The 14,277-nt window shown below is 55.9% G+C and carries 13 protein-coding genes and 1 pseudogene; 8 read left to right on the top strand and 6 right to left on the bottom strand.

All coding sequences use genetic code 11. From position 1 onward, the window contains the following. Positions 1-62 precede the first annotated feature (62 nt). The 4 genes from pdhA to lpdA are packed head-to-tail and all read left to right on the top strand — an operon-like array spanning position 63 to position 5,194. On the top strand, positions 63-1,211 hold the full coding sequence (gene pdhA, locus AV059_RS00540) for a pyruvate dehydrogenase (acetyl-transferring) E1 component subunit alpha (RefSeq protein ID WP_058991407.1): 1,149 nt from the start codon (positions 63-65) through the stop codon (positions 1,209-1,211). Further along, entirely contained in the window at positions 1,208-2,224 is a 1,017-nt protein-coding gene (locus tag AV059_RS00535; RefSeq protein WP_058991406.1) for an alpha-ketoacid dehydrogenase subunit beta, read from the top strand. The genes pdhA and AV059_RS00535 overlap by 4 nt, the downstream gene beginning before the upstream one ends. Position 2,225: 1 nt before the next feature. Continuing rightward, entirely contained in the window at positions 2,226-3,761 is a 1,536-nt protein-coding gene (locus AV059_RS00530) for a dihydrolipoamide acetyltransferase family protein (protein WP_058991405.1), read from the top strand. Continuing rightward, positions 3,761-5,194: a dihydrolipoyl dehydrogenase gene (lpdA, locus tag AV059_RS00525; protein ID WP_058991404.1), complete on the top strand. Its 1,434-nt coding sequence runs from the start codon at positions 3,761-3,763 to the stop codon at positions 5,192-5,194. Before AV059_RS00530 ends, lpdA begins: the two co-directional genes overlap by 1 nt. A 199-nt stretch (positions 5,195-5,393) precedes the next feature. On the opposite strand, the gene AV059_RS22895 is transcribed toward lpdA, so the two are convergent. From AV059_RS22895 to AV059_RS00505, 3 genes are all read right to left on the bottom strand, one after another. After that, entirely contained in the window at positions 5,394-5,525 is a 132-nt protein-coding gene (locus tag AV059_RS22895) for a hypothetical protein (protein ID WP_255356081.1), read from the bottom strand. 1,693 nt (positions 5,526-7,218) lie between these two features. Further along, positions 7,219-7,833 carry a rod-determining factor RdfA gene (rdfA, locus tag AV059_RS00510; protein ID WP_058991402.1) on the bottom strand — a complete coding sequence of 205 codons (615 nt, stop codon included), beginning with the start codon at positions 7,831-7,833 and terminating at the stop codon, positions 7,219-7,221. A 128-nt stretch (positions 7,834-7,961) separates the two neighbouring features. Further along, the gene (locus AV059_RS00505; protein WP_058991401.1) at positions 7,962-8,846 is read right to left on the bottom strand and encodes a universal stress protein; all 885 of its coding nucleotides are present in this window, start codon (positions 8,844-8,846) and stop codon (positions 7,962-7,964) included. Positions 8,847-9,208: 362 nt separating this feature from the next. On the opposite strand from AV059_RS00505, the gene AV059_RS21785 reads away from it, so the two are divergent. The 4 genes and pseudogenes from AV059_RS21785 (at position 9,209) to AV059_RS00485 (ending at position 11,953) form a co-directional block, all read left to right on the top strand. Beyond that, positions 9,209-9,499 (top strand): DUF211 domain-containing protein, encoded by a 291-nt coding sequence (locus AV059_RS21785; RefSeq protein ID WP_058991400.1) that lies wholly within the window; start codon positions 9,209-9,211, stop codon positions 9,497-9,499. A 6-nt stretch (positions 9,500-9,505) separates the two neighbouring features. Further along, the gene (locus AV059_RS00495; RefSeq protein WP_058991399.1) at positions 9,506-10,087 is read left to right on the top strand and encodes a VIT1/CCC1 transporter family protein; all 582 of its coding nucleotides are present in this window, start codon (positions 9,506-9,508) and stop codon (positions 10,085-10,087) included. 72 nt (positions 10,088-10,159) lie between these two features. Then, positions 10,160-10,549 (top strand): MauE/DoxX family redox-associated membrane protein, encoded by a 390-nt coding sequence (locus AV059_RS00490; protein WP_058991398.1) that lies wholly within the window; start codon positions 10,160-10,162, stop codon positions 10,547-10,549. Positions 10,550-11,132: 583 nt separating this feature from the next. Then, a pseudogene (locus AV059_RS00485) lies at positions 11,133-11,953 on the top strand (IS5 family transposase). A 54-nt stretch (positions 11,954-12,007) separates the two neighbouring features. Here the strand turns inward: AV059_RS00485 and AV059_RS00480 are convergent. The 3 genes from AV059_RS00480 to AV059_RS00470 all read right to left on the bottom strand — a co-directional run bounded on the left by AV059_RS00480 (position 12,008) and on the right by AV059_RS00470 (position 14,220). Beyond that, on the bottom strand, positions 12,008-12,376 hold the full coding sequence (locus AV059_RS00480) for a hypothetical protein (RefSeq protein ID WP_154020966.1): 369 nt from the start codon (positions 12,374-12,376) through the stop codon (positions 12,008-12,010). Positions 12,377-12,787: 411 nt separating this feature from the next. Continuing rightward, positions 12,788-13,615 carry an MBL fold metallo-hydrolase gene (locus tag AV059_RS00475; protein WP_058991396.1) on the bottom strand — a complete coding sequence of 276 codons (828 nt, stop codon included), beginning with the start codon at positions 13,613-13,615 and terminating at the stop codon, positions 12,788-12,790. 5 nt (positions 13,616-13,620) lie between these two features. Next, positions 13,621-14,220: an ECF transporter S component gene (locus tag AV059_RS00470; protein ID WP_079990683.1), complete on the bottom strand. Its 600-nt coding sequence runs from the start codon at positions 14,218-14,220 to the stop codon at positions 13,621-13,623. Between the last annotated feature and the right edge of the window lie 57 nt (positions 14,221-14,277).

The following is a 14,277-nucleotide window of genomic DNA, read 5'->3' as shown; positions in this document are numbered from 1 at the left end:
TTCGGGTTATCAGGGTCTGTTGAGGGAGTGTCTGTCAAATACAAAAAACATCATCGAAAACAATGAACATGAAAAACGAAGCAGGAAGCAAGGACGTGCCAGCGACCGTCAGAGAAGACTCGGATCTAGTCCAGGTACTGGATGCTGAAGGCAACGTCTTACCACAGGCGTCTGTTCCGGATATCTCAGACAGGCGGTTACTTGAGTTGTACGAGACAATCAAGCTCGCTCGTCACTTCGACCAGCGGGCGATCAGCTTCCAGCGACAGGGGCGGCTGGCGACGTACGCACCAATGACCGGGCAAGAGGGGTCACAGGTCGCCACGAGCCTGGCACTTGCCGAGCAAGACTGGTTGTTCCCGACCTACAGAGAGCACGCGGCGAAGTACGCCCATGGAATGGACCTGACGTCCCTTTTCGAGCCACTGAGAGGCTATCGAGAGGGATACGCGATCCCGGACGACGTCAACGTGATGCCGGAGTATATTCCGATTGCAACGCAGGTTCCACAGGCCATGGGGATGGCGTGGGGACACAAGCTACAGGGCAAGACCGACACGGCTGTCCTGTGTCACCTCGGTGACGGTGCGACCTCCGAAGGAGACTTCCACGAAGGACTGAACTTCGCCGGGGTGTTCGACGTCCCTGCTGTATTCGTTTGCAACAACAATCAATGGGCGATTTCGGTCCCCCGCGAGCGACAGACCGCGAGCGAAACTATCGCTGAAAAGGCACAGGCATATGGTATCGACGGCGTTCGAGTCGACGGGCTGGACCCGCTGGCGGTCTACAAAGTCGCCAGTGAGGCGCTGGAAAAAGCCCGGAATCCGGGCCCCGGGGAGCTACGCCCAACCCTTATTGAATCCGTCCAGTATCGCTTCGGTGCGCACACGACCGCGGATGACCCGTCTGTTTACAGAGACGAATCGGAGGAGGAGGTCTGGCGGGACCGCGACCCGGTGGACCGCATCGAAACGTATCTGTACAACGAGGGCATCCTCGACTCCGACCTCGAGAGTGAGATCCAAGACCGAATCGAACAGGAAGTCAGCGAGGCGATAGAAACGGCGGAGCAGACGGAGACGAGTCCGGACAATATCGTCGAGCACGTGTACGAGGACGTTCCAGCGCGACTCGAAGAACAGCGGGACGAATTGAACCGGCTGCGCGAAAAGTATGACGACGGCGCGTTCTCGGAGGTGCTGGAATGAGTTCGACAGCCAGCACGCAGACGGGCCAGAAAGCACAGAGCCTCACGCTCGTGGAGGCGATACAGGACGGATTGTACACAGAAATGTCACAGGACGATACCGTCGTCGTTCTGGGCGAAGACGTCGGGAAGAACGGCGGTGTTTTCAGAGCAACCGACCAGCTGTACGAAGAGTTCGGCGAAGACCGCGTCATCGACACGCCACTGGCCGAAGCCGGAATCATCGGGGCTTCGATTGGTCTCGCACAGACCGGCATGAAGCCTGTTCCCGAGATGCAGTTCATGGGCTTCATGTATCCTGCCTTCGACCAGATTGTCAGTCACGCTGCCCGCCTCCGGAGCCGCAGTCAGGGGCAGTATTCAGTGCCGATGGTGATACGGGCTCCATACGGTGGTGGCATCCGGGCCCCAGAACACCACTCCGAGTCAAAGGAAGCGTTCTTCGTGCACGAGCCCGGCCTCAAGGTCGTCTCGCCGAGCACGCCCTACGATGCGAAGGGACTTCTGGCGGCGTCCATCCATGACCCGGATCCAGTCATCTTCCTTGAGCCGAAGCTGATCTACCGTGCCTTCCGTGAAGATGTCCCGACGAAACCGTATGAAGTGTCGCTGAATGAGGCCGCTGTCCGGCGTGAAGGGAGCGATATCTCAGTCTACACGTGGGGCGCGATGACTCGGCCGGCACTGATCGCTGCGGAGAACCTTAGCCAGTCACATGGCATCGATGTCGAAGTCATCGACCTGCGAACCCTGTCACCTCTCGATATAGAGACGATCACTGAATCGTTCAAAAAGACCGGGAGAGCCGCGATTGTCCACGAAGCACCGAAGACTGGCGGATTAGGGGCGGAAATCGCAACGACGATTCAGGAAGAAGCACTCGTGCATCAGGAAGCGCCAATTAAACGAATCGCTGGCTTCGATGCTCCCATGCCGCTCCATTCGCTGGAGGATTACTACCTGCCACAGGCGGTCCGTATTCAGGACGGCATCCGCGAAACAGTCGATTTCTAACATGGTACGCGAATTCGAACTCCCCGATGTCGGTGAAGGCGTCGCCGAGGGAGAACTGCTTCGATGGCAGGTCGAGCCGGGCGACTCAGTTTCGGAAGACCAGCCAGTAGCGGAAGTCGAGACCGACAAAGCCGTCGTTGACGTCCCGTCCCCCGTCGACGGTGTTGTCGAAGAACTCCGTGCCGCGGAAGGAGAGATAGTCCCAGTCGGTGATGTGATTATCGTCTTCCGGGTCGAGGGTGAAGACGAACCGGACGGAACTGAAACAGCGCCGACAGACGACACCACTGCGGACAGCGGGCACCAAACCGACGAGGAAGCACCAACACAGCCAGCCGAAGACGCGCAGTCAGAACCAGCGGTGACACAGCGCGTCCAGGTCGCCGCTCCGCCGTCTGTACGGCGTCTGGCCCGCGAACTGGGCGTCGATATCTCCAGCATTGCGGACTCGTCTCTGGGACGCATAACCGAGTCGGATGTTCGCGCGCACGCGAACACGGACTCTCACTCCTCAAGTCAGGAGCAGTCAAACCAGCAGACCGCTGCTGCAGAGCGACAAAAACAGCAGGCAACTTCGACGCAGTCTGTCAGCTCAGTTCAGGCGAGAGAAACGGCAGACAGGGAGACAACGGTGGCCGTCCCGAAAACCAGACACGTCGCAGCGAAGGAAGGGATCGATCTCGATACTGTCCCCACTGATGAGCGAAAAGACGGAGAACCCTTTGTCACGCTCGAAACGGTCCAAGAGTATGCCGAGGCACAACAGCAGGCACAGAAAACGGATCGAGAAGCGGTAGCTGAGAGGGCAGCGGCAGACGAGCCAGCGCGCCCTGAGTCTCGGAAGCCGTACAAAGGAATCAGGCAGACGATTGGCTCGGCGATGACGTCGTCGAAATATACGGCCCCACACGTCACTCATCAGGACGAGGTCGATGTTACTGCGCTGGTCGACGCTCGTTCGACGCTCAGACAGGAGGCCGAGGAGCACGATATCCGACTGACGTACATGCCGTTCGTGATGAAAGCGTGTGCCGCGGCTCTGCAAGAGAACCCACAGGTGAATATCTCCCTCGACGAAGCAAACGAAGAAATCGTCGAAAAGCAGTATTACAACATCGGTGTCGCAACGGCAACTGATGACGGACTGCTGGTTCCCGTTGTCGAGGATGTCGATGCGAAAGGCCTGCTCGAAGTCGCATCGGAGACCAACGAAAAAACCCAGAGAGCGAGGGAACGGAGTCTTTCGCCCGAGGAAATGCGTGGCGGGACGTTCACTATCTCGAACATCGGCGGGATCGGCGGGGAGTACGGAACACCGATCATCAATCAGCCGGAAAGCGCCATCCTGGCACTGGGAGAGATCAAAAAGAAGCCACGGGTCGTCGAAGCCGATGGTGAAGAGACGATAGAACCTCGCCACGTCATGACACTCTCCCTGTCGTTCGACCATCGAGTGCTCGACGGCGCAGACGCCGCACGGTTCACGAACTCCGTACAGAAGTACCTGCGAAATCCAAACCTGCTACTACTAGAATAATGGTCGTCGGAGATGTCACTACCTCGACTGACGTACTGGTTATTGGCGCGGGCCCCGGCGGATACGTCGCCGCAATCCGTGCTGCACAGCTCGATCTCGATGTCACGCTCGTTGAAAAGGGTGAGTATGGGGGTGCCTGTCTCAACCGTGGCTGTATCCCCTCTAAAGCGCTGCTCAACGGTTCAGAACTGGCCTCAGAGGCGGGCCAGGCGGAGGAACTGGGGATTTACGCGGACCCAACAGTTGCGCTCGACGAGATGATGAGCTGGAAAGACGGAATCGTCGACCAACTAACGAGCGGTATCGAGCAATTATGTACGGCAGCCGGCGTGAATCTGATGAAAGGAACAGCCGAATTTGCTGCTGAAAACAAGATCAGAATCGTCCATCAGGGTGAGGGACAGGGATCTGAATCGCTGAAATTCGAAAACTGCATCATCGCAACGGGGTCTAGGCCGATTGAAATTCCGGAGTTCGACTTTGATGACGAGCGTATTGTCTCGTCAGATGGTGCTCTGAACTTCGAAACGGTACCTGACGAACTCGTAATCGTTGGTGCCGGATACATCGGTATGGAGCTAGCAACAGTCTATAGCCGACTTGGGAGCGACGTGTCGGTCATTGAGATGCTAGAGCAGGTGCTTCCCAGCTATGAAGGAGACATTGCCTCGGTAGTCAGGAAGCGAGCAGAGCGTTTCGGTGTGGATTTCCATTTCGGGTACACCGCAGACAGGTGGGCAGCGTCGGATGGTAAGGCCGTCCTGACTGCTGTCCCCGCAGACGAGGCAGCGCATGATAGCGAGATAGAACTCACTGCTGACAGAATACTTGTCGCCGTCGGAAGACGCCCGGTGACTGAAACGCTCGGTATCGAAGCTGCCGGCGTCGAAACCGATGCTCAGGGGTTCATTCCAACGGATAGCAGATGTCGGACGAACAAGGAGCACATTTTCGCAGTCGGCGACGTTGCGGGTGAGCCGATGCTGGCACACAAGGGCTCGAAAGAGGGGGAAGTTGCAGCCGAAGTAATCGCCGGCGAGCCCGCCGCAGTCGATTACCGTGCACTCCCGGCTGCGGTGTTCACCGATCCGGAAATCGGAACCGTCGGGCTGACCGAGGACGAAGCAACGAACGAGGGTGTTACTCCCGTTACAGGTGAGTTCCAGTTCCAGGCGTCCGGACGGGCACTCACAGCAAACCGGACAGAAGGCTTTGTCCGAATTGTCGCTGCAAAAGAAACTGAACGTGTGATCGGTGCACAGATCGTCGGCCCGGAGGCATCAGAGTTGATTGCAGAAATCGCAGCCATGATCGAAATGGGGGCAAAGCTCCAGGACATCGGCTCCACCGTCCATACGCATCCAACATTAAGTGAAGCGGTAATGGAAGCCGCACAGAATGCGAGAGGGAAAGCGATCCACAGACAAAACTGACTTGTCGATATTGACGACTCAGAAACTGGACTTGCGACCAAAACCGGCGAATCCATACACAGGTCTGGCCTACCCGATACTGTTTACTGAAACGAACCAACACCTTGAGAACAGAAGGTTCGCTGAGCGACCGCTATGTTCTTTTGTGGGTATAGGCCGGAGCCAGTCTCCAGCGTCGGACGCCAGATACGTTTCAGATTCAGTCGTTCGCGACCGTTTGGCTTGCAGCACCGTCACTGGCACTCAGCTTGTTCTCCTCTTCTTCGGGTCTCGGTACGTCTGTCGGAAGGTTTTCGTACAGAATCCCTCTGCTCGCATTGTAGCATGTCATGCGATGTCATGGCTGGTGGAAACATATAAAGCCGTCCCTTATTCTGTTCCGCCGAATATTAACATTTCGAGAATGTTTATATATCGACCAATACCCCAGAACGGGATAATAGAGTATATGTTTAGGTTCAGCGTGACTGAAAATACACTCAACCTGTTTTTAGCACTGAAAGTTCAGCTACTATATCGTATGCTAGCATTTTCTGTGATTTGTCCTTTGTACAGTGCTGGATACAATCCGACAATATTGGATTACCGACTGTTTCGTTGCAGATGTAAGATTTGGTCTGAGCACAATCCGAACAGGTATATTATATGCCAGGGTACTGCGATGTCATACATTCCTCTTCACAGAAGAAATGCTCCGTTAGCTCTCCGCCCGGATCACGTATGGTAATCCCGCTGAACTTCATCTGTTCGCTGATCACTTGTCCACAGTAATCACAGCGGTAGTTCGGTGACCCGCCGATTAAGACTCGAGTTGACTTGTTTTGGATATTCAGTTCGGCAGCGGTCGTGTTGCCGCTGACTTCCATAGCACAACGAGCAGTTGCCAGTGACTGCTCCGCCTCAGTTTGTCCATTCATCGTTTGTATCGATTCGTTGTTGACAGGGTCGGACTCGTTCGGTCTACTGTTACACATTACTCTGGAGTCGCTATTGTCGATTCACCGACGTTTTCCGCCTATGCCGGGTTACTGTCCGGACTGGGGTGGGCTACGTAGGTTACCGGGGAGGAAGTGTAAAAAACGTATAACCGGACGCTACAGTCGCTAATTGGCTCGCTTTCCGGGGCGTTTCCACCGTTCTGGTACCCGGTTCCATACCTCCCAGTACGGAACTTTTGTATTTAATCATTTGGTTAGTGCCCATTAGCTTCGCCACTGAGATGGGTCCGGTCACAGGCTTGAAGCGAGTTCGGCGTTTTAGAGAGATGACCGCTGTAGGCCCCGGATACGTTGTGCAGCCCCGCTGTACCCTCAGGTTTGGGCTGGTTATATTTGACGAGTGTGAACGCCACTCACGGAACTATTAAGTGTACATCCATTAAAGATAAGCACATGAATCCGGGCGTCGACTGTACGGCTTGGCAGGCAAGCCCGCTGTCCCGGCACTTGATCGGTGCAGATCCTTTCACATCCGGTTTTACGTTTTTTACATTTTTCAAATTTTAAACTGACGTAGACCACCACAGTGCGGGCAAACGCCGGCACACAGGTGGAAAACGTCGGTCCTGGCTGGTTCCCAAACACCAGCCGACGGTTTTCGGGTCGCGATGACCCATCTCACGAAGCGCTGCGACACTAACTACAAACCCATAATCAGCGACATCATGAACGCACAAAACACGCAGGAGTACCGTAGCCAACAATCAGCAGACATCGCAAACGCGGACCGAGCGCGGAGTGCAGCCCCCGAAAGCGTTGAGAGCCAATCTATCAGGATCGTAATTAGCTCGATTGAAACGCGACAGTGCGATCACTGCGGAGCACCGATTGACGAAAACGTCCGGTATCGTAATGTTACGACCAGAGATAGTGCTGGCAACGTTTCGGAATACGCGTTCTGCGGTGTCGACTGTAAGACTGCTCGGTTCCCGAGGCTCGGCTGACCGCTGGCTGGCGTGGCGCATTGTCGGTTTACAGAACGACTGACTTGGGGCCCGGCTTCGTTTTGATAAGACGGCCCGATCCTCATTCGGAGTGGCAGTCGCAGCCACCCTGTTCCAGAAACGCCACAATCTCGTAGCTACGGCCGCAGTCCTCACACAGCACCTGTACCTCGTTGATGATGTTGAAATCGCCTGCCGAGATGGCGTTGTTCTTTTCGAGGCTCTCGATAGTCTGTCTCGTTACAGCGGTGGTTCGGCCCCGAAGGCGCTGTATTGAATCAATGGCGTTTTCTTTCCGTTCTGTGGGCGTCTGCTCGGGTCGGGCCGCCCCACGGTCGTTCTTGAGATAGCGATACACTGTCTGGTGAGAGATAAAGTCGCCCATCACCGATTCGACATCGACCCCGTTCTGTTCGAGACGGGAGCGTATGAGCGGGGCATCCGCGTCATCTTCTCGAAGTGAGTGATAGACCTGCTGGATGTCGCCACTTAATGTCGGAGCGTCACTCCCTTGGATGGCGGACTCAAGCACCGACTGATTGAAGTAGTCAGCGAGGTCTCGGGTACTTTCTTCCTCCCCATCGGCGCCGACCCACCGGTCTTCGAGTTCTGCACCCATCCCGACAAGATCGTATTTCCGAATTACGGTGTCGACCTTGTTCGTTCCCCCACCGGACTGTGAGTCGTCTGTGGTCATACTCCGATTTAGATGAACCCCATAGTTACTAAACACTCCCGCATACCGTGAGGACTGGCGAGGTCCCTCATGCGGAGAGATTTATGAGGCCCATACGCTGGTATGTGTCGGCCGATTCACGAACTGAACTACTCATTTGATGCGGATTCAGGCTCGCGAACCCACGTCACCGGGACCGGGGACTGCCGGACGATTTTGGCGCTGACACCACCCATGACGTACCTGCTGAAATCAGTCTGTCCGTGGGTCCCCATAATCGCGAGATCGATTTCATTCTCGTCGATGTAGTCGCAAATCACCTTCGCGGGGGTCCCGTGTTCGATGACGCTGGTGACCGAGTCAAGCGACGCCTCCTCGACTTTCTCGGTCGCTTCGGCCAGAATTTCATTTGCCCGCTCAGTCAACTCTCCCTCTTTCAATACGGAGCGTGCATCCGGCCCGAGGCCGCCGGTCTCGACAACGTGAAGCAGATGGAGCGTTGCTCCCGTTGCCCTCGCGACATCGATTCCCTCTGCCACTGCGAGTGCTGCGCCACGGCTTCCATCCGTTGGGACGAGGACGTGCTTCGGAGGATACGCGAGTGGTCGATCTTCGGCAGGGTTGACCGCAACGACGGGAACCGCTGCCGTGTTGATGACGCGTTCGGTGACGCTTCCGAGGAGAATCCGCTTGATCCCACGCTGTCCGTGCGTCGGCATAACGATACAGTCGATGTCGGACTGTTTGCTGTAGTCGACTATCGTCTTGTGCGGGTCTCCCTGAAGGACCGCAGAGACGACAGGGACGCCTTCGTCTTTCGCATATTGTGCGGCTTCCGCCACGATGCGCTCCCCTTCTGTTTCGAGAACGTCAATGACCTCACCACGGATTGTGGTGACGCTGTCTCGGCCAGTGTCTGCGACGTTGAGGATGTGAATCGTCGCCTCGTGTTCAGCTGCAATCTGTAGTGCGTACTCAAGGACCGATTCTGCGGCGTCACTTCCGTCGGTTGGGAACAGGATGGTGTCGTACATAGTGGTAGTGGCGTGCTGGAATGTGGATCAGCTATCTGGGTCGCGGAGGGCGTGTCGGATTGTCCGTAGGCGGGTCCCCATTTTCGCACTCCCTGATGGTGTTCTCTGCGTCCTTGCGTGCTCTATGCCGTTGCCTACGCATCAAAGCACTCGCGCCGGTACGGTTTCAGAGACATTGTATTCAGAGACTGTGTGCTGGACTACGCAGTGACATCTAATAATATCTCGCCCGCCGAAGCGCTCTCCAGCCATATCTGTGGCTGAGATACACAGCGGATTGCTCTACGCCCCACCAGGGCTGGCGCGTCCACAGGACGGTGCTGACACATATGTTTAAGCCAATCCCCCCACCGTATTGAGATATGGCAGCAGTCCGACGCCTCGTTATCGACGTACTGAAGCCCCACGATCCGCCCCTACTGATGTTCACCAACCAACTGGCCGAAATTGAGAGCGTCGAGGGCGTCACCTCGTCCCTGATCGAATTAGATCAGGAAGTGCAAAACGTCAAGCTCACGTTCGAAAGCGAAGATCTGGACTTCGAGGCGATCGAAGAAACGATCGAAAACCTCGGCGGGTCAGTACACTCTGTGGATCAGGTTGCCTGCGGTGACGCGGTTGTCACGGACCGGCGGACGTTACAGGATGGCTGATGCGCCGTGGCCTCCATTCGACAACTCCTCAGGCGTCTTCTCGGGAAGGAGGACGTCCTCGCAATCTCGCGCCGGTACTTCATATCGAACGGCTTCGACGGGACGCTGACGAGCATCGGCATCATCGTCGGCGCTGTCCTCTCGGGAGTTTCAGATGGGTCCACTGTCATCAAAATCGGACTGGGCGCGGCAGTCGGTCTCGGGACATCTGCTGTCTGGAGCGTCTGGGAAATCGAACGTGCCGAAACCCGGGCCGAAATCAGACGTATCGAGCGGGCGATGCTCAAAGATCTCGACGATACCCGCGTTCAACGTGACCAGAGCGGTGCCCGCTTCGTACACGCCATAATGAGCGGTCTGGGGCCGCTCATCGGGGTTCTGATTCCACTAACCCCGTTCGTTGTCGCGGGGACCGTTGTCACAATGGCAGAGGCGGCACTCATCGCGGTCGGCCTGGGTATCGGTGTGTTGGGTGCGTTCGGCGCTTACATGGGTTCGATTTCGGGCCAGCGGTGGTACGTTGCCGCAGCGCGGATGGGACTTGCCGGCTTGGTCGTCGCAATTCTTAATCTCTTTCTTCCGGGGTGAGAGACCGCGACTCTGTTCTCACTGGAATACAAATCCCAACTTGCTTTCCACTGGTCCCCATACGCGTAGTCGATGCGTGTTGGCTTGCGACAGTTCAAACGGCCGTTGTGCTACGTGATGGCGCTCCTGTATGTCGTTGCTGGGATATTGCATTTCGTCGTGCCAGAACTATACGTCCAGATCGTGCCACCGGTCTTGCCGGCGGCACTTGCGCTGGTGTACCTGTCCGGCGTCGCCGAAATCGCTGTCGGGCTCGGCCTGTTGGTGCCCCGGACGCGTTCGTACGCCGCCTGGGCGACGATCGCACTGCTCGTCGCGATCTTTCCCGCGAACGTCTACATGGCTGTCTCCATGGTCACTATTGAGGGGACGGGTGGCGGCGATCCCTCTGTGTTGGTCCGCTGGGCACGGCTGCCGCTGCAGGGCGTGTTGATCCTCTGGGCATACTGGTACACCGACTGAGCGTGGAGAACGCCCTGAGCGACCGGGCCAGCTCGACCGTTTCGTCCGCTGCCTGCACCGGGTCTCTCGCTTCGGTCTCGACCGCCGCGTTCTCTCTCTCACCCCGTCGCTAAAGTAGTTGCCAAACCCGCTTGCTTGCGCTTAACCCATTCTGGAACCAATATGAGGAGAGCAAGGAAGCCAACGAGGATACCGAGACCAAGTATTCGCAGTACCCCTGCCGAACGTTGTCGGTTCGGGGGAAGAGATTCGGCTAATCCAGAGAACGCAAACGCGATACCCAAAAGAGATGTTGTGAGTGCCGCTGAGTACAATACCGAATACACCAACCCAAGATGCAAATGAACGAGAAGAGTGAGAATAAGAGGCCCTTCCATCGTCCGTCGAGTTCACGAAACAGCATCCGTTGAACTGCCTCCATACGTCCTAACAGAAGTTTGACCCGGTAAAGAGTTCGCTAAAAGATGTAGCGAGTGGATTTTCTATCTCGGCGTAGACTGACTCGTCACCTAGCGGCGAATCCAGTTCGTTGGCTCTGTTGAAATCCTCAGAGGGTTACACGTCCGCCCGATAGTGTGACCAGATGCAGGCCCTCCCGAAGTCGCGGCTACTCCGGTTTGTCGAGCAGGCATTCCACTTGGCTCAACGAGCTGTCGCCCGCTACTCCTCGAAGTTCTCAAAACGACGTTACACACTCCACCAGCACATCGTTCTACTTTGTCTCAAAGTTCGGAAGAACACGACGTATCGGACGCTTCTCGACAAACTCATCGAGATGCCACGCATTCGGAACGCCATCAACTTGGACGAACTCCCGTCACCCTCAACGTTGTGCAAAGCTTCAACCGACTCGATATGGCTGTCTGGCGTGTTCTGCTTAATCTCTCGGTCACGCTTCTCCCGACTAACGGTATCGTTGGGATCGACGCTTCAGGGTTTGACCGGAGTCACGCCTCGAAACACTACACGAAGCGAACCAAGCTAACTATTCAGCAGTTGAAGGTGACATTTCTGGTGGACACGAGGTCGAACGCGATTATCGACGGACATGTAACGACGACACGAAAACACGACTCAAAGATTGCGCCGTCGCTCATCAAGCGGAATACTGGGGAAGTAGCGGTTTTCCTTGGCGATAAGGGATACGACGACGAGAAGGTTCGCGCATTAGCCCGTGAGACCGGTGTTCAACCGCTCATCAAGCACCGCGAGTTTTCGTCACTCCACAATGCGTGGAATGCTCGACTAGATGCTGATCTCTATGGCCAGCGTAGTCAGAACGAGACGGTGAACTCCCGACTCAAACGCAAGTACGGTGCGTTCGTCCGGTCACGGCACTGGTGGAAACAATTTCGAGAATTTACTATCGCCTGCCTTGCTCACAATCTCGACCGTACACTCTAATCGGTAGATACAGAGAAGGTGGTCAGCACTGAGTGTAGGCATCAGACGGTTTTGTCACCCAGACGGTGTACTGGAGCAACTCCGAACCCCACCGTCGTCTAAGACGCCCGACCAGCTGATTTCCCCGAACGTGGTTACGATAAACGTGACATCCGCATACTCCCTGGACCCCTCCTCGATTTCGGCTACTTGAACCGTCTCCGTCTGGTCTCCGTCAAGCGTGCACGTCACCACGAAGGGACCGCGACTGGACCACTCGCAGTCTACTCGAACAGGTCCCTGAGATCGGTCCAGTTCGATAGTCGTTTCTTGGACGACCTTCCCGCTCTGTTCGACGGTAAGCCCGAACTCGTGGCCGGTATCGTCATCGTTCCGGAAGGAAACGGCTTCGAGATACCGCGGACGGTCGGCAGAGGAATTCACACACCCACTTCCGAAAGCGACTGCGGCGGCACTTACTGTCTGGAGGAGTCCTCTCCGATGCACGCTTCCTAAAACGTATACGCTTACGTAAAACCCGAATGTTTGTACTGGCTGCGGCTCTCGTTCAAGTACAGCGACTTACGTCCGATACACACACCTACCTAACAGTGTTTCAACAGGGAAGCTGTCGACCCAATAGGATTTCAACAGAGCCAGAATCTTTGGAATCTCAAGCGAGAGCGCTGTTGGGTCAGCACCTGACTGCTTCTTGAACGCTCGAGAGAGCGTCCTACTCGTTTCAAACTTCGAGTAGTACGTGTTAAAATGGGTATCGGCGTTGAAACAGGATAGCAGTACCTCAGTGGATACTTTGATGTGTTTCTTTATTTCACTGATCTACCATTCGCATATTCATGATAGTACTTCGTCTCCTTCGAGTCGTATCGTACTGCCAACACCTGCTGATTCGAAGACCTCTGGAAGACGCTCATTGAGCACCCCCATTGCCGTCGTCCCAGTACAGTGGGCACCGACGAGTCGATCGAGTTTCTCCCCGAGCCAGTCTGATATCGCGTGAATTTCCTCGGTATCGGCGGCGATGAGGTGTGTTCCACCGATAATATATCGAACGTCCCCGCTACAGACTGACTCCGCATGTTCGACCGTATTCCGTAACCCAGCGTGGCAGCAGCCCAGCACCAGTGCCAGCCCTTCACTGGTCTCGACAACCACAGACTGATCGTCCACGATTTGATCCTTGACGGCACCCTCTTCCCGCTTGACTTTTCCGATCGTGTAATCCTGGTGCGTCCGTGGAATTTCGCCGAGCGCATGGACGCCGTCGACAATCTCGATAGGGTCTCGATGTTCAACAATTTCTGACTTGGCTTCGACAGTCGGCTTCGTGTAGGGAATGCCTAATGGAGCGCCGTCGAACTGCCCGTTTCGGTCGAGATATCGATGGTCCCAGACATTGGGATGGCAGTAGAGACTGGGCTGGTCCATCACGTTCAGGACGTCCAATAACCCGCTCGTGTGATCGAAATGCGAGTGGCTCAAGACGACTGAGTCGAACTTTTCGATGGGAACTCCGAGCAGCTTCGCGTTGTGGACAGCAGCCGACTGGCCAGTATCTAGAAGCACGTCCCCGATAGCGACCGAAAACCCCCACTCACCACGCAACCCCCGCGGGTACGGACTCGCGACTCTGTTATCGGCCAAAATGGTGATTTCTAACATTGCGGTCACGCCCCAATGTCCACGTCGTCAACAACCGGATACGCCAAGAGAGCGCCAGTTTCAGCGAGCTTGTCTGATAGTCGTTTCGCGAGGAGACCACTCAGAATCGCCCCACTGAGATCGTGACCCACGATGAGCACACCCTGAACCGGTACCGCTAGGATCTGGAAGCTGGATGGGACATAGATCGCACCCAGTGAGAGGAGTCCTGCGGACGCGCCACTGACTAGCATCGTGGCTCGATTGTATCGACGGTATCTGGTAAGGAAGAAGGGAATCACCGAACCGATTCTGGCGACGATAGTCGGGATGGTAACTGCCAAGCCAAACGGCGTGAGTGGGATCCAGACAAGTCCCACGAAGACCCCGTTGAGTATCGACGCGCCGGGTTTGCGAACAATATACAGCGTCATCAACCCGGGGAGATAGAATAGTTCGGCGTTCAGAATCGTCCCCAGCGGACCCAGCGCTGCCCGGATCGTGAACCCCGTAAATACGACTGGCAGTAGCGCCAGCCCAGGGACGATCCCTAGTGTAGCGACGATTAGCAAGTCTCTCGTCTCCCAGTTCCTGAGGCCCATCCATTTCTTAGTAAGTGCTGACATCTATTTCAGATTCGAACCCCACTCGTTTAATTTTTAGGCTAGCCTAAAACAGAACGT

This window comes from Haloarcula sp. CBA1127 (assembly GCF_001485575.1).
In the GTDB taxonomy this organism is placed as follows: Archaea; Halobacteriota; Halobacteria; order Halobacteriales; family Haloarculaceae; genus Haloarcula.
This window is presented reverse-complemented; position numbering and strand designations above follow the sequence as displayed.

Coding starts and splice junctions, on each gene's coding strand:
- AV059_RS00470 (WP_079990683.1), bottom strand. CDS start 14,220: ATGTCAGCACTTACTAAGAAATGGATGGGCCTCAGGAACTGGGAGACG.
- AV059_RS00530 (WP_058991405.1), top strand. CDS start 2,226: ATGGTACGCGAATTCGAACTCCCCGATGTCGGTGAAGGCGTCGCCGAG.
- lpdA (WP_058991404.1), top strand. CDS start 3,761: ATGGTCGTCGGAGATGTCACTACCTCGACTGACGTACTGGTTATTGGC.
- AV059_RS00490 (WP_058991398.1), top strand. CDS start 10,160: ATGCGTGTTGGCTTGCGACAGTTCAAACGGCCGTTGTGCTACGTGATG.
- rdfA (WP_058991402.1), bottom strand. CDS start 7,833: ATGACCACAGACGACTCACAGTCCGGTGGGGGAACGAACAAGGTCGAC.
- AV059_RS21785 (WP_058991400.1), top strand. CDS start 9,209: ATGGCAGCAGTCCGACGCCTCGTTATCGACGTACTGAAGCCCCACGAT.
- AV059_RS00505 (WP_058991401.1), bottom strand. CDS start 8,846: ATGTACGACACCATCCTGTTCCCAACCGACGGAAGTGACGCCGCAGAA.
- AV059_RS00535 (WP_058991406.1), top strand. CDS start 1,208: ATGAGTTCGACAGCCAGCACGCAGACGGGCCAGAAAGCACAGAGCCTC.
- AV059_RS00475 (WP_058991396.1), bottom strand. CDS start 13,615: ATGTTAGAAATCACCATTTTGGCCGATAACAGAGTCGCGAGTCCGTAC.
- AV059_RS22895 (WP_255356081.1), bottom strand. CDS start 5,525: ATGACATGCTACAATGCGAGCAGAGGGATTCTGTACGAAAACCTTCCG.
- pdhA (WP_058991407.1), top strand. CDS start 63: ATGAACATGAAAAACGAAGCAGGAAGCAAGGACGTGCCAGCGACCGTC.